At 62.1% G+C, this 19,553-nt stretch carries 19 protein-coding genes and 1 pseudogene; 11 read left to right on the plus strand and 9 right to left on the minus strand.

Translation table 11 applies throughout. From position 1 onward, the window contains the following. Both araG and araH read left to right on the plus strand, forming a co-directional pair. A pseudogene (gene araG, locus OC445_RS24320) lies at nucleotides 1–221 on the plus strand (L-arabinose ABC transporter ATP-binding protein AraG); the annotation flags it as partial. A 9-nt stretch (nucleotides 222–230) separates the two neighbouring features. After that, entirely contained in the window at nucleotides 231–1,199 is a 969-nt protein-coding gene (araH, locus tag OC445_RS24325; protein ID WP_005787495.1) for an L-arabinose ABC transporter permease AraH, read from the plus strand. 115 nt (nucleotides 1,200–1,314) lie between these two features. On the opposite strand, the gene OC445_RS24330 is transcribed toward araH, so the two are convergent. Then, nucleotides 1,315–2,463 carry an aldose epimerase family protein gene (locus tag OC445_RS24330; RefSeq protein WP_057977072.1) on the minus strand — a complete coding sequence of 383 codons (1,149 nt, stop codon included), beginning with the start codon at nucleotides 2,461–2,463 and terminating at the stop codon, nucleotides 1,315–1,317. Between the two features lie 138 nt (nucleotides 2,464–2,601). Here OC445_RS24330 and OC445_RS24335 point away from each other — a divergent pair, with 138 nt between their 5' ends. Next, nucleotides 2,602–3,369, plus strand: a complete 768-nt coding sequence (locus tag OC445_RS24335; protein WP_034127277.1) for an SDR family NAD(P)-dependent oxidoreductase — start codon at nucleotides 2,602–2,604, stop codon at nucleotides 3,367–3,369. Between the two features lie 60 nt (nucleotides 3,370–3,429). On the opposite strand, the gene OC445_RS24340 is transcribed toward OC445_RS24335, so the two are convergent. Further along, nucleotides 3,430–4,026 carry a glutathione S-transferase family protein gene (locus tag OC445_RS24340; RefSeq protein WP_034127278.1) on the minus strand — a complete coding sequence of 199 codons (597 nt, stop codon included), beginning with the start codon at nucleotides 4,024–4,026 and terminating at the stop codon, nucleotides 3,430–3,432. A 30-nt stretch (nucleotides 4,027–4,056) separates the two neighbouring features. After that, a complete protein-coding gene (mug, locus tag OC445_RS24345; protein WP_054918728.1) occupies nucleotides 4,057–4,590 on the minus strand; it encodes a G/U mismatch-specific DNA glycosylase in 534 nt (177 codons plus the stop codon). Between the two features lie 95 nt (nucleotides 4,591–4,685). On the opposite strand from mug, the gene yghU reads away from it, so the two are divergent. Next, a complete protein-coding gene (yghU, locus tag OC445_RS24350; protein WP_072448667.1) occupies nucleotides 4,686–5,513 on the plus strand; it encodes a glutathione-dependent disulfide-bond oxidoreductase in 828 nt (275 codons plus the stop codon). 160 nt (nucleotides 5,514–5,673) lie between these two features. Here yghU and OC445_RS24355 read toward each other — a convergent pair whose 3' ends face one another. Genes OC445_RS24355 through OC445_RS24365 form a run of 3 tightly spaced genes read right to left on the minus strand, consistent with a single transcriptional unit; the run spans nucleotide 5,674 to nucleotide 8,415 of the window. Next, nucleotides 5,674–6,600, minus strand: a complete 927-nt coding sequence (locus OC445_RS24355) for a sugar ABC transporter substrate-binding protein (protein ID WP_057977074.1) — start codon at nucleotides 6,598–6,600, stop codon at nucleotides 5,674–5,676. Nucleotides 6,601–6,619: 19 nt separating this feature from the next. Then, nucleotides 6,620–7,399: a TIM barrel protein gene (locus OC445_RS24360; protein ID WP_198791185.1), complete on the minus strand. Its 780-nt coding sequence runs from the start codon at nucleotides 7,397–7,399 to the stop codon at nucleotides 6,620–6,622. Beyond that, the gene (locus tag OC445_RS24365) at nucleotides 7,399–8,415 is read right to left on the minus strand and encodes a Gfo/Idh/MocA family oxidoreductase (RefSeq protein ID WP_198791186.1); all 1,017 of its coding nucleotides are present in this window, start codon (nucleotides 8,413–8,415) and stop codon (nucleotides 7,399–7,401) included. The genes OC445_RS24360 and OC445_RS24365 overlap by 1 nt, the downstream gene beginning before the upstream one ends. Before the next feature lie 187 nt (nucleotides 8,416–8,602). Here OC445_RS24365 and OC445_RS24370 point away from each other — a divergent pair, with 187 nt between their 5' ends. Then, complete coding sequence (locus OC445_RS24370) at nucleotides 8,603–10,564, plus strand: sigma-54 interaction domain-containing protein (RefSeq protein WP_181124181.1); 1,962 nt, start codon at nucleotides 8,603–8,605, stop codon at nucleotides 10,562–10,564. 18 nt (nucleotides 10,565–10,582) lie between these two features. Here OC445_RS24370 and OC445_RS24375 read toward each other — a convergent pair whose 3' ends face one another. Continuing rightward, complete coding sequence (locus tag OC445_RS24375; RefSeq protein ID WP_054898559.1) at nucleotides 10,583–11,632, minus strand: LacI family DNA-binding transcriptional regulator; 1,050 nt, start codon at nucleotides 11,630–11,632, stop codon at nucleotides 10,583–10,585. 161 nt (nucleotides 11,633–11,793) lie between these two features. Between OC445_RS24375 and OC445_RS24380 the strand changes: the two genes are divergently transcribed. The 5 genes from OC445_RS24380 to OC445_RS24400 all read left to right on the plus strand — a co-directional run bounded on the left by OC445_RS24380 (nucleotide 11,794) and on the right by OC445_RS24400 (nucleotide 16,326). Beyond that, on the plus strand, nucleotides 11,794–12,876 hold the full coding sequence (locus tag OC445_RS24380; protein ID WP_054898558.1) for a fatty acid desaturase family protein: 1,083 nt from the start codon (nucleotides 11,794–11,796) through the stop codon (nucleotides 12,874–12,876). 104 nt (nucleotides 12,877–12,980) lie between these two features. After that, nucleotides 12,981–13,307 (plus strand): MocE family 2Fe-2S type ferredoxin, encoded by a 327-nt coding sequence (locus tag OC445_RS24385; RefSeq protein ID WP_034127287.1) that lies wholly within the window; start codon nucleotides 12,981–12,983, stop codon nucleotides 13,305–13,307. Beyond that, nucleotides 13,304–14,503, plus strand: a complete 1,200-nt coding sequence (locus tag OC445_RS24390; protein ID WP_089042665.1) for an NAD(P)/FAD-dependent oxidoreductase — start codon at nucleotides 13,304–13,306, stop codon at nucleotides 14,501–14,503. The genes OC445_RS24385 and OC445_RS24390 overlap by 4 nt, the downstream gene beginning before the upstream one ends. Before the next feature lie 2 nt (nucleotides 14,504–14,505). After that, nucleotides 14,506–15,324: a sugar phosphate isomerase/epimerase family protein gene (locus OC445_RS24395; RefSeq protein ID WP_181124186.1), complete on the plus strand. Its 819-nt coding sequence runs from the start codon at nucleotides 14,506–14,508 to the stop codon at nucleotides 15,322–15,324. A 48-nt stretch (nucleotides 15,325–15,372) separates the two neighbouring features. Beyond that, complete coding sequence (locus tag OC445_RS24400) at nucleotides 15,373–16,326, plus strand: Dyp-type peroxidase (RefSeq protein ID WP_181124188.1); 954 nt, start codon at nucleotides 15,373–15,375, stop codon at nucleotides 16,324–16,326. A 106-nt stretch (nucleotides 16,327–16,432) separates the two neighbouring features. Here OC445_RS24400 and OC445_RS24410 read toward each other — a convergent pair whose 3' ends face one another. Beyond that, entirely contained in the window at nucleotides 16,433–17,299 is an 867-nt protein-coding gene (locus tag OC445_RS24410; protein ID WP_262020394.1) for an undecaprenyl-diphosphate phosphatase, read from the minus strand. Between the two features lie 48 nt (nucleotides 17,300–17,347). On the opposite strand from OC445_RS24410, the gene OC445_RS24415 reads away from it, so the two are divergent. Next, nucleotides 17,348–17,986 (plus strand): GNAT family N-acetyltransferase, encoded by a 639-nt coding sequence (locus OC445_RS24415; protein WP_054898553.1) that lies wholly within the window; start codon nucleotides 17,348–17,350, stop codon nucleotides 17,984–17,986. Between the two features lie 579 nt (nucleotides 17,987–18,565). Here the strand turns inward: OC445_RS24415 and OC445_RS24420 are convergent. Next, nucleotides 18,566–19,504 (minus strand): GlxA family transcriptional regulator, encoded by a 939-nt coding sequence (locus tag OC445_RS24420; RefSeq protein WP_034127293.1) that lies wholly within the window; start codon nucleotides 19,502–19,504, stop codon nucleotides 18,566–18,568. Nucleotides 19,505–19,553: the final 49 nt, after the last annotated feature.

Consider the following 19,553-nt stretch of genomic DNA (forward strand, 5'->3'; position numbering starts at 1 on the left):
TCGACATCGGCGCCAAGTCGGAGATCTACCAGATCATCCATAACCTGGCGGCCAGCGGTATAGCGGTGATCGTGGTGTCCAGCGACCTGATGGAAGTGATGGGCATCTCCGACCGCATCCTGGTGCTGTGCGAAGGCGCCCTGCGCGGCGAACAACTGCGCGAGCACGCGACTGAATCCAACCTGCTGCAACTGGCCTTGCCACGCGGCCTGGCGAACTGAGAGACGACCATGACTATCCAAAACAACGCGCTGCCCTCGGCACGCAAACCCCTCGATATGCGCGCATTGCTCGATAACTGGGCGATGCTCTTGGCGGCGGTGGGCATCTTCGTACTGTGCGCGCTGCTGATCGATAACTTCCTCTCGCCGCTGAACATGCGCGGTCTGGGCCTGGCTATTTCCACTGTGGGCATCGCCGCGTGCACCATGCTGTTCTGCCTGGCCTCGGGGCACTTCGACTTGTCGGTAGGCTCGGTGATCGCCTGCGCCGGCGTGGTTGCGGCGATTGTGATGCGCGATACCGACAGCGTGATGCTGGGCATTGGCGCAGCGCTGCTGATGGGCCTGATGGTGGGGTTGATCAATGGCATCGTGATCGCCAAGCTGCGGGTCAACGCCTTGATCACTACGCTGGCGACCATGCAAATCGTGCGCGGCCTGGCTTACATCTTTGCCGACGGCAAGGCGGTAGGCGTGTCCCAGGAGCAATTCTTCGTGTTCGGCAACGGCCAATTGTTTGGTGTGCCGGTGCCGATCCTGATCACCATTGTCTGCTTCCTGTTCTTCGGCTGGCTGCTCAACTACACCACCTATGGGCGCAACACCATGGCCATCGGCGGTAACCCGGAGGCGGCGCTGCTGGCGGGCGTGAACGTTGACCGCACCAAGATCCTGATCTTTGCCGTGCACGGCCTGATTGGCGCGCTGGCGGGAGTGATCCTGGCTTCACGCATGACCTCCGGCCAGCCGATGATCGGCCAGGGCTTCGAGCTGACGGTGATCTCGGCCTGCGTGCTGGGTGGGGTGTCGCTGAGCGGCGGTATCGGCATGATCCGCCATGTGATTGCCGGGGTGTTGATTCTGGCGATCATCGAGAATGCGATGAACCTGAAGAACATCGATACCTTCTACCAGTATGTGATCCGTGGTTCGATCCTGCTGTTGGCCGTGGTCATCGACCGCATGAAACAACGCTGAGCCCAGGCGCTGTGAAAAACCAATGTGGGAGCTGGCTTGCCTGCGATAGCGTTGGTTCAGGCAATAATTGTGTAGCCTGTGCCACCGCTATCGCAGGCAAGCCAGCTCCCACAATTTAATCAGCGGTGAACTTGAAAATAGTGTGTTGGGTGTAAGTCTGCCCAGGATTCAAGCGGGTCGAGGCAAAGCTCGGTTGGTTAGGCGCATCTGGAAAATGCTGGGTCTCCAAAGTAAACCCACTCCAATGCTGATAGGTCTTGCCGCCTTTGCCCTTCACCGAACCGTCGAGGAAGTTGCTGGTATAAAACTGTACGCCAGGCTCTGTGGTGTAGAGCTGCAAACGCCGTCCTGATTCAGGATCATGCACCTCGGCGGCCAACTGCTTGACGTCCCCTTTGGTATCCAGCGCCCAGTTGAAGTCGAAGCCACCTTGCTTGGGCTCGGCGAATTTGAGCTGCGGATGGTCGTCCTTGATGTGCTGGCCGATGGCGGTAGGCTTCAGGAAGTCCATGGGCGTGCCCTTGACCGGCGCCAGTTCGCCGGTGGGAATCAAGGTGGCATTCACCGGTGTGTAGTGGCTGGCGTGCAAGGTGGCGACCTGCTTGAGAATGTCGCCATTGCCCGCGCCGGCCAGGTTGAAGTAGCTGTGGTTGGTGAGGTTGAGCACCGTGGGCTTGTCGGTGGTGGCGGTGTAGTCGATGTGCAGTTCGTTGTTGTCGTTGAGGCGGTAGGTGACCTCGGTCTTCAAGTTGCCCGGAAAGCCCATTTCCCCGTCCTTGGACAGGTAGGTGAGGGTGACCCCCACCGAGTCTTTGTCCTTGACCGATTTGGCTTGCCACACCTGCTTGTCGAAGCCCTGGGCGCCGCCATGCAATGAGTTGGGGCCGTCGTTGAGTGGCACCTGGTAGCGTTTGCCGTCGAGTTCGAAGGCGCCGCCGGCCAGGCGATTGCCGAAGCGGCCGATGGTGGCGCCAAAAAACGCGGTACCGCCTTGATAGCCTTGCACGTCGTCGAAGCCCAGCACCACGTCGTCGAGCTTGCCGTGTTTGTCCGGCACCTTGAGCGACTGCAGCACACCGCCGTAAGTGATCACCGTGGCTTGCATGCCGTGGCTGTTGCGCAACACGTATTGTTCGACGGCGGTGCCATCGTTGGTTTTACCGAAGGGTTTGTGTTCGCTGCTAAGGCCGGCTGCGTGCGCGCCGCCGCTGGCGATCAGCATAGACAGCGCGAGGCCGGACAGCAGGTATCGAGGGTGCTTCATGGTCGAACTTCCTTTTGTTGTTTTGCTGGAATAGTTCTACTAATTTGAGATATTTTGTCGATATGACAGCAGATTTATAGCCTTTAACGCCGTTCTTGCAAAATAAAATAAGACTAATTAAGCGGAGCACTGATTGTTATGACTACCCAGCAAGCGATTTATCCCGACCTCAAGGACAAAACCGTGCTGGTTTCCGGCGGGGCTTCGGGGATTGGCGAGTTCATGGTGCGGGCCTTCGCCGCGCAGGGTGCCAAGGTGGCGTTTGTGGACCGTGCACAGAGCCAGGGTGAACGCCTGGCGGCGTTGCTGAACTCCAAAGGGCACAGTGTCGAGTTCGAGTGCTGCGATATCACCGACGAGATCGGCTACCGTGCGGCGATCGGGCGTTTCGAGCACTCCCTGGGGCCGATCACGGTATTGGTCAACAATGCAGCGAACGATGTGCGCCACAGCCTGGAAGAAATCGACTCGCACATGTTCGACCAACTGATTGCGGTCAACCTCAAGCACGCCTTCTTTGCCGCAAAGGCGGTGGTGCCCATGATGAAGGAGGCCGGTAGCGGCTCGATCATCAACCTGGGCTCGGTGGGCTGGATGATGGCCTCGGCCGGCTACCCCGTATACGCTGCCAGCAAAGCTGCCGCCCACGGCATGACCCGAGCCCTGGCGCGTGAACTGGGGCCCAACCATATCCGCGTCAACACCTTGGTGCCGGGTTGGGTGATGACCGAAAAACAACTGGCCATGTGGGTCGACGACGCCGCCAAGGAGCTCATCGCCCGCAGTCAGTGCCTGCCCGGCAGCGTGATGCCGGAACACATCGCCAACATGGCGCTGTTTTTGGCCTCGGATGCCTCGGCGATGTGCTCGGCGCAGAACTTTATCGTCGACGGCGGTTGGGTGTAGCGACACCAACAGGGCTCCCTGTAGGAGCGAGCAAGCTCGCTCCTACACATTAGGGCAAGTTCATTCGATGGGGTAACGCTTGAACGCCGGGTGCTGCTCCAGGCGTTCGGCATGGCGCTTGAGGTTGGGGAACGCATCGGCCTTCACCACCGAGGCCACGGTGAACTGGCTGAACGACCAGGCGACCGCTGCGGTGAGGGAGGCCTGGGTCAGCGCCTCGTTGCCCGCCAGTTGCTTGTCCAGCAACGTATAGGCCGCCAGCAATTGCCCGGTAACGCGCTCAAGCCAAGGCGCATGCAATTTTTCAGCGGGGCGCAGGTTGTGTTCATAGACGATCTGCACGCTTTTTTCACAGGCCGCCAGCGCGAGCCCAAGCAGTTGCAGGTCGCGGGCGCGTGCCGCCGGTTGTTGGGGCAGCAGCTTTTTGTCAGCCGGCGCCAGCGCTTCCAGGTAATCGAGGATCAGGCTCGAATCCATCAGCATCGTCCCATCGTCCAGCACCAGGGAAGGGGCCTTGACTACCGGGTTGATCTGGGCAAATTCAGCGTAAGTGCTGAACACCGACAGCGGTTCATGCACAAAGTCCACCCCGTATAACTCCAGGGAAACAGCCACGCGGCGTACGTAGGGCGAGTCCAGCATTCCGACCAGTTTCATGCAGCCTCCATTGCTTACAGGGTGTTGGGCTCACGAGATTAAGGGCGCGGGCCTGGATTGCGCAACGGCGTTGTGCAGCAGCCGATACGCCTGCACCAATTGATCCAGGCTGAACGCCAGGTTGCGCCCGCTGGGGTTGGGCAGCACCCATACCCAGGCGTCGCCCAGTAGCTGCGCTTGCAAACCCCAGGCGACCTCGCGCTGGCCGGTCAGTGCGCTATAGCCGGGCTTGCCGAGGAACGCGACGAAACGCGGGGCATGGCGGCGAACTTTATGTTCGAGCGCCGCAGCCGCGTCCTGGAACTCATGCCGCGCCAACTCGCCTGCACTGGCCGTTGGCCGTGCCACCAAAGTGGTCAATCCGCAACCGTAGTGCAGCAAGGTGGCGCCGTCTTGCGGGCGAATTTCATTGGGCGTGAAACCGGCCAGGTGCACGGTGCGCCAGAAACGATTGCTGCGATTGGCAAAATGCAGGCCGAGGGCTGCCGAGCCCTTGCCAGGGTTGATGCCGCAGAACAGTACGTGCAAGTGGTCGGCGAGGAGGTCGTCGAGTCGATCATTCATGCCGGATCTTCCATGCTGATAGGTGTGACGAATCATCGACCTTTGGTTTAGTCTGGAGCGCTTAGTTGATCGCAAGCGCCTCTGGAGCATTGATTATGACCGAGTACGTACCTGCCAAAGTCTGGACCTGGGACACCGAAAGCGGCGGCACCTTCGCCAGCATCAACCGGCCCATCGCCGGCGCCACTCACGAAAAGCCGCTGCCGGTGGGCAAGCACCCGCTGCAGTTATACTCCCTGGCCACGCCCAATGGGCAGAAGGTCACGATCCTGCTGGAAGAGCTGCTGGCGCTGGGGCACAGCGGCGCGGAATACGACGCCTGGCTGATCAAGATCGGCGACGGCGACCAGTTCGGCAGTGGCTTTGTGGCGGTGAACCCGAACTCGAAGATTCCTGCGCTGATGGACCACAGCGGCGCCACACCGATTCGCGTGTTCGAATCAGGCGCGATTTTGCAGTACCTGGCCGAGAAGTTTGGTGCGTTCCTGCCCACGGAGCCCGTCGCACGGGCTGAATGCCTGTCGTGGCTGTTCTGGCAGATGGGCAGCGCGCCTTACCTGGGGGGCGGCTTTGGGCATTTCTATGCCTATGCGCCGAGCAAGATGGAATACCCGATCAACCGCTTCGCCATGGAGACCAAGCGCCAACTGGATGTGCTGGATAAGCGCCTGGCGGTCAGCCAATACATCGCCGGGGATGAATACACCATTGCCGATATCGCCATATGGCCTTGGTACGGTGGGTTGGTCAAAGGCCGTTTGTATGGTGCGGCAGAGTTTTTGTCGGTGCATGAATACAAGCATGTGATGCGCTGGGCGGATGCGATTGATGCGCGGCCGGCGGTGCAGCGTGGGCGGCGGGTGAACCGGGTGTCGGGGGATGATCAGTTGCCCGAGCGCCATGATGCAAGTGACCTGGATTGATACGATAACCACGTGGCGAGGGAGCTTGCTCCCGCTGGGGCGCGAAGCGGCCCCGCTCTTTGTTTAAAAAGGCTGGGACTGCTACGCAGTCCAGCGGGAGCAAGCTCCCTCGCCACAGTTGCCGCTTCTGCCTTCGATAGTATCCAGCTGATTGTTCGAGTTATTTGTAGCGCTGCTCAAACACCCCCACCTGCTCAGGCGTGATCAGCTCGAAAGGCACCCACACCTGCGCGTCAACTTGCTCGCCCTTGATCATCCGCACCGCCGCTTGCACGGCCTGGGCAGCCTGGGCCTTGGGGTCCTGGAACACTGAGCCCGCCAGCAGCCCGCGCTTGATCGCTGCCAGGCCATCGGGCAAGCCGTCGATGCCGACAATCGCAATCTCGCCCTTGGCCTTGCCCGCTTGCTGCAAGGCCATGGCCGCGCCAATCGCCATTTCATCGTTGTTGGCGACAATGGCATTGAACGGGGTGCCGGCCAGCAACCAGTTGCTGGTCAGGTCCATTCCCTTGCTGCGCTGCCATTCGGCGCTTTGTTGCTCGACGATCTTGATCCCCGGAAAGTCCTTGAGCACCTGTTTGACCCCCTCGGTGCGGGCATGGGTGGCGTTCTGCGCAAGGTCGCCCATGACGATCGCCACGTTGCCCTTGCCACCCAGTTTTTGGGCGAGGTAACGCATCTGCAATTGCCCCGCTTCGATGTCGTCGGAGGCCACGGTGACCACGCCCTCAGGCAGCGTACGCTCATCCGGGTGGCGGTTGACGTACACCAGCGGTGTCTTCGCCGCCACGGCAGCGCGGGTGATGTTGGCGGTGGCGGCGGTGTCTACCGGCAGCACGATCACCGCATCGACTTTCTGGTTGAGAAAGCCTTCGACCTGATTGAGCTGGCGCACTACATCGCCCTGGGCGTCTTCGAATTGGATCTGCACGTCCTGGTGTTTCGCTGCCGCCTCCAGGCCGGTGCGCACATAGGTCATGAAGTTATCGTCCACCCGGGCAATGCTCACACCGATGCGATAGGCAGCGAAGGTCCACTGGCTGAACACCAACAACAGCGCGGCCACTAGTAATGAATAACGGTGCATGAGGCTGTTCCTTTTATTGTTATAGGGTGAATGCCTGGCGGAAACGCTCCAGGGCCGACTCGCTGTCGCCGCTGGCCCAGCCCTCCAGGCCGACCACACCGGTGTAACCCATGGCGTGCAAGGCCCGGGCAATGGCCGGGTAGTGGATTTCGCCCGTGCCGGGCTCCTTGCGTCCAGGCACATCAGCGACCTGGATTTCGCCGATGGCGCTGCCAGCGCGCTGGATCAATTCGATCAGGTTACCTTCGCCAATCTGCGCGTGGTACAGGTCCAGGTTCATCTTCAGATGCGGGCTGCCGACGGCTTCGATCAGGGCCAGGGTGTCGTCGGCACGTGCGAATGGCGTACCTGGGTGATCGACGGCGGTGTTGAGGTTTTCCAGCAGGAACACGCGGCCGGCGTCTTCTCCCAGGCGCGCGATTTTTTCCAGGCTCTTGCAAGCGCTCAGCCACATGCGCCCGGTGGTGTGGCTGACGGGCTGCACGGGCAGGCCGCCTTCACCCAGGCCCGTGCCATGTAGATTGAGGCTGGGACAATTGAGGTGCTCGGCAATGCCCAGGGACTCACGGGCGCTGTCGAGCAATTGGCGGATGCCGTCGGGCTCGGTGAGGGTGCCGGTGAGGTAGCCGGTCATCGAGGTGAAGTCCGCGCCGGTCGCCGCCAAGGCATTGATGTCCTTGTCGGCCCAACTCCAGATTTCGGCGCTGAAGCCCAAGGCATGAATACGTTTGACCCGTTCGATGAAGGGCAGCTCGAGGAACACCATTTCGGCGCTGACGGCCAATTTGAACGGCATCATCAAAGGGCTCCTTGAACGGCCACGGTCTTGCCGGTTTGGTACGACTCAATGCAGGCGCGGGCAATTGCCAGGGCTGCACGCGCATCTTCACCGTTGGCCAGGGGCTTGGCGCCGCTGCGCAGGCAGTCGACAAAGTGGTTGAGCTCGGCGATGTAGGCGTCGCGCAACAGGTCGGTGTCCATCCGCTGGGTGTCTGCGTGGATGCCCTCGGCCAGGTAGCGCACCAGGTCGCAGTCGTTAAGGCTGCCCATGCTCAGCATGCCCTTGCTGCCGAACACTTCGCCGCGCACGTCGTAGCCATACACGGCCTGGAAGCTGGCTTCGGCGGTGGCAATGGCGCCGTTGTCAAAGCGCAGGGTGACCACGGCGGTATCGAGCAAACCTTGGCTTTTGAATTGCGGGGCAATCAGCGCGTCGGCCATCACCTGCACCTGTACCACGTCGGCCCCAGGGTTGAGGTAGCGCAGGGTGTCGAAGTCGTGGATCAGGGTTTCGAGGAAGATCACCCATTGCGGCGAGTTGGCCGGGTTGTTCAGCGCCGGGTCGCGGGTCAGCGAGCGTAGCAGCTGCGGCGTGCCAATACGTCCAGCGACGACGTCGAGGTGCGCTGTGCGAAAGCTTCTGGCGAAGCGCCGATTGAAGCCGACCTGCAACGGCACCCGTGCATCGACAGCGGCGGCGATGGCGCGGTCGGCTTCGTCCAGGGTGATCGCCATGGGTTTTTCGCAGAAGATACCCTTGCCGGCGCGTGCGGCGTTGATCACCAGCTCCGCGTGGCTACGGGCAGGGGCGGCGATGAGCACGCCGTCGATGTCCGGGTCGTCCAGCAGCTGTTGCGGGTCGGTGTAGGCCTTGTCCACCCCCAGTTCTGCTGCCAGGCGAGCGGCCTGGCCTGGGACGGGATCGGCGATGGCGGCGAGGCAGGCACCGGGGATGTGGCGTGCGGCGGTAAGGCCATGGAAGCTGCCCATGCGGCCGGCACCGATCAAGCCCAGGCGGATGTTCTGTGTACTCATGAAACGACCCCTCTTGTTGTTGTGGGCCCCCAGGACCGTCCTGGGTGACATGGGGGCAGGAGCAAAGCCTGTGCCAATTTATAACTAGCTGATTTATATCGGGTTATTATTTTAATTAAACAAAAAGTGTTCATATTTGTGACATGTCTATACTGACATGTCGAAAATATGAACATGGATAACCGCAATGACCCAGGCGTTCAGTGTGCAAGACCTCGAATACCTCACGAACCTGGGGCCTGCCGCGCTGAACGACGGGCCCATTGCCGCGTTGGAACAGGCGTGGCGCCAATGCCTGGCTGGCCAAGTCGTGCGTCCCGACGGCGTACGCCAAGTCATCTGGGATTCCTGGCGACGCAGTGTCGAGGCGGGTATCGAGCCCGGTAACAGCGACTACCGCTTTGTTGCGCCTCATGCGCTGGCGGCGACCCTGGCCCACCATCGCGCCCTGATCGCCGCCGCCGCGCAGGTCATGCATGGATTGCTGGCTTACAACCCGCGGGGGCATATCAACCTCACGGATGCCGAGGGCACGACTCTGTATTTTTGCGGGCTGGACATCACCCCGGTGGGCAGTCGCTTGCTCGAATCGGTGCAAGGCACCAACTGCACCGGCCTGGCCCTGGCCGAAGATCGTCTGGTGTATGTGCTGGCTGAAGAAAATTTCGCCAGCGGCCTGCGCCAGCGCCACATGCACTGCGCCGCCGCGCCGATCAAAGATGCCCAAGGCCAGACCCTGGCCATGCTCACCCTGACCGCCGAGCCCGGCTGGTTTCATTTCCATACCCTGGGCACCGTTCAAGCGGCGGCCGAGGCGGTGTCGCGGCAGATGGCGCTGCAGGTGTTGCTGGAAGAACAACAGGCCGTACTCGAAGTGCTCAACGAAGGCTTGGTGGTGCTCGATGAGCGTGGCTGCATCAAGGCGCTCAACCGTTATGCGCGGCAATTGTTCGGGGTAGGGCGTGAGTTGATCGGCAGTCCTTTCCAGCGCCTGGGCCGCAGTGAACTGAGCGACGCGCTGGGTGAGCCTGTGCGCGACCGCGATTGCACCTTCCACTTGCACGACGGCAGCCAACTCGCCTGCCTGGTTTCGGTATGCCCACTGGAGCAGGGTGGGGTGATTGTGTCGGTGCGCGAAAACCGCCGTATCCGCGAGATTACCCGGCGCATTATCGGCACCCAGGCCCGCTATACCTTCGAGACCATCCTGGGCACCTCGCGGGCCATACAAGACGCACTGCACTTGGGGCGTATCGCCAGTCGCAGCGAGTCCACCACCTTGATCCTCGGCGAAAGCGGCACCGGCAAGGAACTGTTTGCCCAGGCCATTCATAACGGCAGCGAGCGTTGCAACGGCCCGTTTGTGGCGGTCAACTGCGGCGCGATCCCACGGGACCTGGTGCAGAGCGAACTGTTCGGCCACGTCGAAGGCGCGTTCACCGGCTCGGCGCGGGGTGGGGCGGCAGGCAAGTTCGAACTGGCGGATGGCGGCACCATCTTCCTGGATGAAATCGGCGACATGTCCTTCGATGCCCAGGTCAGTCTGCTACGGGTTTTGCAGGAGGGTGAAATCACCCGCGTCGGGGCCAAGCAATCGCGGCAAGTTGACGTGCGCATCATCGCCGCCACCCATCGCAACCTGAGCCAGGCGGTGGCCGAGGGTGCGTTTCGTGAAGACCTTTACTACCGACTCAACGTGCTGAACCTGAGCGTGCCGCCACTGCGCATGCGCCGTGACGATATCCCATTGCTGGCGCGGCACTTCCTGCAGCGCTGTGCCCGCTCGCTACGTAAAGCGGTGCAAGGTTTCGCGCCGGATGCGTTGGCGTTGCTGTCAGCCCATGGCTGGCCGGGCAACGTGCGGGAACTGGAGAATGTCATTGAGCGGGCGACCAACCTGGCGATGGGCGAGCTGATTCAATCGACCGACTTGCCGCTGGAAACCCCGCAACGCACCACGTTGCGCGCCTACCAGCCCCAGCCCGCGCAGGATTTGAGCAGCCATGAAATGCACGCCATCGTTGCCGCGCTCACCAGCACCCGCGGCAACATTCGTCTGGCCGCACAGCAACTGGATGTGTCGCGGGGCGGTCTGTACAACAAGATGAGTCGGTTTGGCTTGAGCGCCGCCGATTTCCGTGAGCGCTGAAACCTCAAGCCAAACCGATCAGCTGCACAGGTTTTCCGGGGTCACTATCTGCGGCGGTATATGCACGCGGTGCCTCAATGGGTCAAACCCCTCATCACTCTGCAAGCGCACCAGCAACTCCACCAGCGCCACGGCCGTCTGCCGTGGCTGCGAGTCCATCACCACATCAATCAAGCCGTTGCTCAATGCCTGACGCGACAAGGGCGTGGACTCTTGCAGGATGCAGCACAGCGTCGGGCGCTTGGGCAGTTGCGCCAGGGCATTGATCACACCGTCGCCACCACCGCCCACCACGCATAACCCACGCAAATCGGTATGGCGACTGAGCAGGTCGAGCGTGGCTTCTTCGGTGATGTCGCAGTTGTCCAGGTTGATCAGCGGCTCCAACGGCTTGAGCCCCGGCGCGTGTTCGGCCAGGTAGCTGTGCAAGCCTTCGACCCGTGCCTGATGGCCGAGGAAACGATGGCCGCCCAACAGGATGCCCACGCTGCCTTTGCGTGCGCCGCAGGTGCGCGCCAGCAGCCAGCCCATGGTGCGCCCGACCACGTGGTTGTCCTGGCCTACATAGGGTTCGGCAGCGTGTTCATGGATGTCCGAGAGCAGGGCAACCACCGGCACGCCCGCTGTGCGGATCTGCGCCAGGCAGGCGTTGATCAACGGATGGGCGAAGCTGACTACCGCGAGGGCGTCGCACTGCACGGCCAGTTGTTCGATTTGCGCGACGATGGCGGAGGGCGTGCGGTCGTTGATGTAGTCGAACTGGCAGCTCAGGTTGGCGGTGGCGTGATGCTGCGCTGCCTCGCTGATGGCGTGGGCCAACTGCGCATAAAAGGCTTGGGCTGTGCCCAGCAACAGCACGCCGAAACGGTAGGTGGGCCGACGTTCGCGAATGCGCTGGCCGATCAGCCGTGCGGCGAAATAGCCCACCGCTTCGGCGGCCTGGAACACCTGTTCGGCCGTGCCGGGGTTGACCGGCGCGCGGGCGTTCAGCACGCGGTCGACGGTGGCTACGCTGAGCCCCGCGTGGGCGGCAACGGTGGCGATGGTTGGGCGTTTGTTGTTGTGCATGGCAGGCCCCTTGAGCGTCTTGATAGAAAACTATCAAGCCCCGCTGGGCCTGGATGATAGCTTGATAGGGAATGGATTCAAGGCCTTGAGGGTGATTTAACCGCGCTCTATCGTTGGTTTCGCAAAGCCCCTGAAACCCACGCTTGCGGAGAACAATAACAATGCCTGGACACACCGCTCACCGCGCTCGGCGCGACTACAGCCTCACCGGCCCCGAAGCGGCCCGCGCCGCCGACAAGGGCCTGGTCTCGGCCCGTTGGTACCAGTCGCCCATCCCGCGCAATCGCATGAAAGCCCTGATGCAACGCCGTGACGGCCCGGCCTTGCGCGACACCGCCCTGTGGTTCTCGACGTTGTTGGCCACCGGTGTCGGCGGCTACTGGTTCTGGGGCACTTGGGCCTGCGTGCCATTCTTTATCGCCTACGGTGTGCTCTACGGTACGGCCTCCAACCCGCGCTGGCACGAAACCGGCCACGGAACCGCCTTCAAGACCCGCTGGATGAACGATGCGCTGTATCAGGTGGCGAGCTTCATGTGCCTCTTCGAACCCCACGTGTGGCGCTGGAGCCATGCTCGTCATCACACCGACACCATCGTCGTCGGCCGTGACCCGGAGATCGTCGAACCGCGCCCGCCAAGCTTATGGATGATGGCCCTCAGCCTGTTCAACCTGCCTCTGGCCTGGAAGACTTTCAGCGGCGTGGCCCGCCATGCGCTCGGGCGAATGAGCGCCCAGGAGCAGGACTTCATCCCCGAATCAGAGTGGCCCAAGGTGTACCGAGATGCACGTATCTGGGTCGGCCTCTACGCCCTGATCATCGGCACCGCGCTGTACCTGCACAGCTGGTTGCCGCTGATGCTGGTGGGCCTGCCCAGCCTCTATGGCGCCTGGCTCGGTTACCTGTTTGGAATCAGCCAACACGTGGGCCTGGCCGAAGATGTGCTCGACCACCGCAGTAACTGCCGCACCATCTACATGAACCGCGTGCTGCGCTTTATCTACATGAACATGAACTACCACCTCGAACACCACATGTACCCGATGGTGCCTTACCACGCGCTCAGTCAACTGCACGAAGAGATCCGCAGCGACTGCCCGCCGCCGTATGCCAACTTGTGGCAGGCCTACCAGGAAATCATTCCGACGATCTGGCGCCAGCGCAGCGACCCCGGCTATTTCGTCCAACGCCCCACCCGTGGCGAGGGAGCTTGCTCCCGCTGGGCTGCGCAGCAGCCCCAATAACCCTTCAGACCTACACCGTACAGACGAATCCAGGGCCGCTTCGCAGCCCAGCGCGAGCAAGCTCGCTCGCCATAGAGTAAGAGCCAGTCATTGGAGATAAATGTATGAACGATCAATGGATCGACGTCTGCGCCGTGGGCGAAATAGAAGCAGAAGACGTGCTGCGCTTCGACCACGGCGCGCAGACCTATGCGGTGTTCCGTTCAGCCGATAACGAATTCTTCGCCACCGCCGGCCTGTGCACCCACGAGAAAATCCACCTGGCCGACGGCCTGGTGATGGACCATGTGATCGAGTGCCCCAAGCACAACGGGCGCTTTGATTACCGCTCCGGCAAGGCCTTGGGCGCGCCGGTGTGCGTCAACCTCAAGACCTACCCCGTGCGGGTGGATGCGGGGCGGGTGCTGCTCGCCGTCACGGCCGAAGGATGAACGCCCCCCTGATCATCGTCGGCGCCGGCCATGCCGGTGGCCGTGCGGCACTGACCCTGCGTGAAGAAGGCTACAGCGGGCGCCTGATCCTGATCGGCGATGAAGCGCATCTGCCCTACGAACGGCCACCGTTGTCCAAGGGCTTGCTGCAAGGTTCGAGCGACCTGGCGCAATGCAGCCTGTGCGACAGCCAGCAGTTGGCGGTGCTCGGGGTCGAGCATATCGCCGCCAACCCGGTCAGCCGCCTGGAGCCCCAGCACCACCGGCTGCAATTGGCCGATGGCCAATGGTTGACCTATGCCGGCCTGCTGCTGGCCACCGGAGGCCGGGCGCGACGCTTACCCCAGGAGCAGGCCAACGTGTTTTACCTGCGCACCCATGACGACGCGTTGGTCTTGCGCAATGAATTAAAGCCTGGCGCCAGGCTGGTGGTGGTCGGCGGTGGTTTTATCGGCTTGGAGGTGGCGGCGACCGCACGGGGCCTGGGCTGCGAGGTGACGCTACTGGAAGCCGGGCCACGGCTGGCAGGGCGGGTTTTGCCGTCGGTGATCAGTGACGCGTTGCTGGCCTTGCACCGTGAGCAGGGTGTGGATGTGCGTTTGAACGTCGCCCTGGAGTGCATCCACGCCGACGCCGTGCAACTGGTCGACGGGCAACGGCTGCCCTGCGACCTGGTGGTGGTCGGCATTGGCATGCAGCCTAACATCGAGTTGGCCGCGGCGGCGGGCTTGGAAGTCGGGCAGGGCATTCGTGTCGACGCGCAGTTGCGCACCAGTGCGGCGGATATCTACGCGGCGGGGGATGTGTGCGAGTTTCGCCTGGCGGGCCTTTATCAGCGCCAGGAAACCTGGCGCAACGCCGAAGCCCAGGGCCGTCTCGCGGCGTTGAACCTGCTAGGGCAGGAGTTGGCGTTCGAGACGATCCCGGGTTTCTGGTCCGATCAATACGCGTGGGGCTTGCACACCGTCGGGGTGATGACGGCGCTGATGGTTCGCCGGGAATTGCCAGACGGCGGCCAGCTGCTGTTCTACCTGGACGACCATCACCGTTTGCAGGGCGCCTGCAGTTGGGCCTTGGGTAACCGCGCAGCCAAGGACATCAAGCTGTGCGAGCACTTGATTACTGCCCGAATCCCGCTCAATCCGGCCAGCCTGGCCGACCCTGAGGTATCCCTGAAGCTGTTATTGCGAGGCTGACCATGCACCAGTTGTTAGTATTCCAATCGATGTGGGCCATGCAAACCGAGCCCGGCAGCCTCGAAGCGCAACTGGACCGCATCGCCGCCGCCGGTTATGACGGCATCACCGACCATTACTGGGCACCTGCATCGGTGCAGCGCCTGCACGCGGCGGCCACGGCCAGGGGCTTGCAGATTGAAGGGCAACTGTTCCCGCAATCGGTGGAAGATCTAGCCAGGGCATTGGAGGTGATCAGCCGTCACGGCTGTCACCACCTCACCTTGCAAGCCGACGTGCGCCCGCGTACCCAGGCCGAGGCGGCCAGGCTGATCGACGGCTGGCAACGCCTGGCCGAACAGGTGGACTTCCCGATCCTGCTGGAAACCCACCGGTACCGGCTCACCAACGACCTGTTGTTCACCCTCGACCTGCTGGCACAGATGCCCGATCTGAAACTGCTCGCAGACCTTTCCCACTACGTGGTTGGCCGCGAGTTGCCCGAGCCCGGCAGTGTGGAAGACGACGAACAGATACGCACCATCCTGCGTCACAGCTGGGGCTTTCATGGCCGCATCGCCAGCAGCGAACAGGTGCAGGTTGGTCTGGATTTTCCCCAGCACCAACCGTGGGTCGAGCGGTTTACCGGCTGGTGGCGCTATGGGATAGAAGACTGGCTGGGCCGCGCTGACACCCCCAAGAGCTTGTCCTTCACTTGCGAGTTGGGCCCGCCACCCTATGCGATTACCGACGCACAGGGGCGCGAACTCACCGATCGCTGGGCCGAGGCGCTCAAGCTCAAAGCCCTGATTCGCCAGGTGTGGGCCAGTTGCCCTCGATGATCTGCTAATCTGCGCAGGTTCAAATCGCCCTCAGCCTGTGGAACGCCCATGAAAACCTGCCCCGTCCGTCCTCCGCTCGAACCGCAATCGGTGTGCCACCCGATCACCAGCAGCGCGATCTTCATGGTCGCCACCCTGGCGCCCGATGCGGTTGAAAACGTGCGTGCCTGGTGCGCCGACATCGCAGGCCTGGTGCGCTCGGTAGGCAAGCGCGTGCCCTCGGGCAACCTGACTTGCGTTTGCGGGTTTGGCTCGGATGCCTGGGACCGCCTGTTCGGCGCGCCGCGCCCGGCGGCCTTGCATCCGTTTCGCGAGTTCGGTGTGCAAGGGCGCAAGGCGGTGTCGACCCCCGGCGACATCCTGCTGCACATCCGTGCCGAGCAGATGGACCTGTGTTTCGAGTTGGCGACCCAACTGATGGCGGCCCTGGGTGATAGTGTGAAGGTGGTCGACGAGGTCCAGGGCTTTCGCTACTTCGATATGCGCAGCATCATCGGTTTCGTCGACGGCACCGAGAACCCGGTGGGGCGCAAGGCCGAGGCGTTTACCCTGGTGGGCGATGAAGACCCTGAGTTCGAAGGCGGCAGCTATGTGCTGGTGCAGAAATACCTGCACAACATGACCGCGTGGAATGGGTTGACGGTGGAGGCTCAAGAGAAGGTGATCGGGCGCACCAAATTATCGGACATCGAACTGGACGAAGACGCCAAGCCGAGCAACTCCCACAGCGCCCTGACAGTGATCACTGACCAGGACGGTGAAGAAGTAAAGATCCTGCGCGACAACATGCCCTTCGGCCGCCCAGGCGCCGGGGAATTCGGCACTTATTTCATCGGCTACGCACGCTCGCCGCAGCCGTTGGAGCAGATGCTGGAAAACATGTTCGTCGGCCGCCCGGTGGGTAACTACGACCGCTTGCTCGACTTCAGCACGGCGGTGACCGGCGGCCTGTTCTTCGTGCCCTCGGCCGACTTGCTCGAAGCGCTGGCCGACCGCCAATAACCTGTAGGAGCGAGCTTGCTCGCGAAAAAACCAAGGCCACCGCGAACATACAGAATGCCCGCGTTATCGCTGACGTTTTTCGCGAGCAAGCTCGCTCCTACAAGGGTCAGGTAAGCAGGCCGGTGCTGACGGCCACGATCAAAAACACCCCCAGCAGCGCACGGTAGATCACGAACGGCCAGGTGGAGAAACGCTCCAGAAATTTCATCAGGCCCCAGATGGCAAAAAACGCCGAGACGCTGGCCACCACCAGGCCGAAGATCAAGTGCGGCCAGGCGTGGGCGGGCAGGTCGGCGCGCAGCAGCACCCACAACTCTTTCAAGCCGGCCAGGGCGATGGCCGGCAAGCCCAACAGGAAGGAAAACCGCGCCGCTTCTTCGCGTTTGAAGTTCAGGAACAGCGCCGCGGTCAACGTGGAGCCCGAACGCGATACGCCGGGAATCAACGCGCCGATCTGCGCGACCCCCACGATCAGCGCATCGCGCAAGCGCATCAGGCTTACGTCGCGGGTATGGCGCACTTCAGCCAGGGCCAGCAATACCGCCATTACCACGCAGGAAATGCCGATCACCATCAGCCCGCGCAAGGGTGAGTTGCACGCATTCAAGGTCGACGACAACGCCAGGCCGGCGATGCCAATCGGTACGGTTGCCAGCACAATCGCTACGGCGAGCTTGAACCAGCGATCGTTGTAGTCGCCCCGGCGCACCGCACTGATGCTGCCGGTGGTGACCTGACGCACATCGCGCCAGAAATAGCTGACTACCGCCGCCAGCGCCGCCAATTGCATGGCCGCGGAAAACGCCGAGCCGGGGTCTTGCCAGCCGAGCAGGGCGGGCACAACGCGCATATGGGCGGTGGACGACACCGGCAGCAATTCAGTAATGCCCTGGATCACCCCAAGGATGAAGATCTGCAGGTAATCCAGGGAGGCAAAGCCCACATCCAGGCCGGCGGTACAGACGTTGGTCAAAATACGTGTCCTTGAGCAATAGGGGGAAACCGGCGAAGTTTATTCTAAATGTTTCAGGATTTCGGCCAGGGCAACCGCTATTTGCAATCGGTTCAGCTAATAGAAAGGATTCGCCAGGCCATTGGCGTGGGTAGCACTTTTGTGAACAATGGCGCCCTGCGTTTTTCCACCGAGAGCCCCATGCCTGAAACCACCGTCGAATTGATCCAGACCGGCCCTGAAGAAGCTGAACTGATCCGCAATCTTTACCAGTACTACGCCTATGAGTCTTCGGACTGGGAACAGGAAGATGTCGAGGCCGATGGGCGTTACTACATCCATGACGAACACCTGGCCCGCTACTGGAGCGACCCGCAATGGAGCGCCAACCTGTTGCTGGTAGACGGCTATATCGCCGGTTTCCTGTTGATCGAAAGCAGCGAACTGCCGGGCATCGATGCCCTGGAACTGGCTGACCTGTTCATCCTCAAGCGCTACCGCCGCAAAGGCATCGGCCGTGCCATTGCCAGCCAGGTGCTGTGCAGCGGCGCGGCCAATTGGTTGGTGCGTTTCTATGATCAGGACGAGGTGTCCCAGGCGTTCTGGCGCACCGTGCTGGATAACTTGCCGCGTCCGGTGCAGATGATTGAACTGGAGGATGATCCGCAGTTGGTGAGTTACCTGATTACCCGGGCTTCGTTGCATTGAGGGGCTGGGGCTTTCTCTCGATGAGCATAGATATCTGAACAAGGCTGTGGCGATCAACCCCGTAACCACGATGCGAAGCGAGCCGCTCGTGATCTTGCTCTTGATCTGCTCTTGATCTGCTTTTGACCTTGATCTTAAGCGCCCCGTCAAACCACGCTGGCCGGAATTCGACAGGGATTTGGGGGGTAAACCGGCAGGGATGCCGGTTTAGCCGCCCCGCGCCATGGATGGCGCGTGGCGGCGGCCCCCCAAATCCCTGGCGGATTACGGGCACACCGAGCCTAAGCGAGGTGCCGAGTGGTGGGGCAAGAGCCCTTTGGTTACTTTGGGGCTTTTCCAAAGTGACCCGCCGTCAGGGCGGAACCCTAAGTGGCCGTTACCGCAGGAATGGATATGTACGCAATCCAACTGTGTCGACTGCCAGGCCGCCTTCGCGAGCAAGCCGCTCCCACAGTTTTATCGCGGGGTGTCAGGTAGGTAAGTGTCGGCTGGTAGGCCGCCATCGCAGGCAAGCCAGCTCCCACATTTGGATCATGGCACTTCAGGTAGATAGGAGTCGGCTGTCAGGCCGTCACGGGCCTAGCCCGGGTTGAACAGCACCTGCTGCATCGCCTGGGGCGGCTGCCCGAAGGCCCTGAGGAACGCCTGGCGCATGCGCTCGCGATCACCAAACCCGGTTTCGCGCGCCACCACTTCCACCGGGTGCCGGCTGGTTTCCATCATTGCCCGCGCAGCTTCCACCCGCAGGGCCTCAATGGCCTTGGCCGGGGTCTGCCCGGTTTCTTCGCGAAACACCCGGCTGAACTGGCGTGGGCTGAGCCGGGCGACGTCGGCCAGTGCGTCCACCGACAAATCATGGGTGAGGTTTTCACGGGCATAGGCCAGGGCCAGCTGCACGCGGTCGGACTTGGGGTCCAGCTCCAACAAGGCGGACAGTTGCGACTGCTCGCTGCCACGGCGCTGGGCAATCACCAGTTTGCGTGCGATGCGACGGGCCAGGTCGCTGCCCAGGTCGTCCTCCACCATCGCCAGCGCCAGGTCGACCCCGGCACTCATGCCCGCACCGGTCCACACCTGGCCGTCGACAATGAACAACTTATCTTCTTCCAGGCGAATATCCGGGTAACGCTTGCGAAACGCGGGTGCGTGGATCCAGTGGGTGGTGGTGCGCTTGCCAGCCAGCAGGCCAGCCTCGGCCAGCACAAAGATACCCATGCATAACGACGCCACCCGGCGCGACTGCGCGGACGCGGCCTTGACCAGTTCCAGCAGGTTGGCTTCCGGCAGGCGAAACTCCAGGTAGCCGCTGACAATCAAGGTGTCATAGCCCTCTGGGCGCAGCGCGCTGGTGTTCACCGAAAAGCCCTGGGAGGTCATCACGGCGCCGCCGCTTTCCGACACCAGGTGAAACTCATAGGCCGGCTCGCCGCGCAGCAGGTTGGCACACTCGAACACCGAGCCCAGGCTGAGGCTCAACGACTGGAAATTCGGGTAAACCATCAGCGCAACGCTGTGCATTGCATCTCTCCAAGGGGCAGGGGAGAGGCGATTGTCGGCGTGTGCCGGG

It is taken from the genome of Pseudomonas sp. Pse35 (genome assembly GCF_024519715.1).
GTDB lineage: Bacteria > Pseudomonadota > Gammaproteobacteria > Pseudomonadales > Pseudomonadaceae > Aquipseudomonas > Aquipseudomonas paracarnis.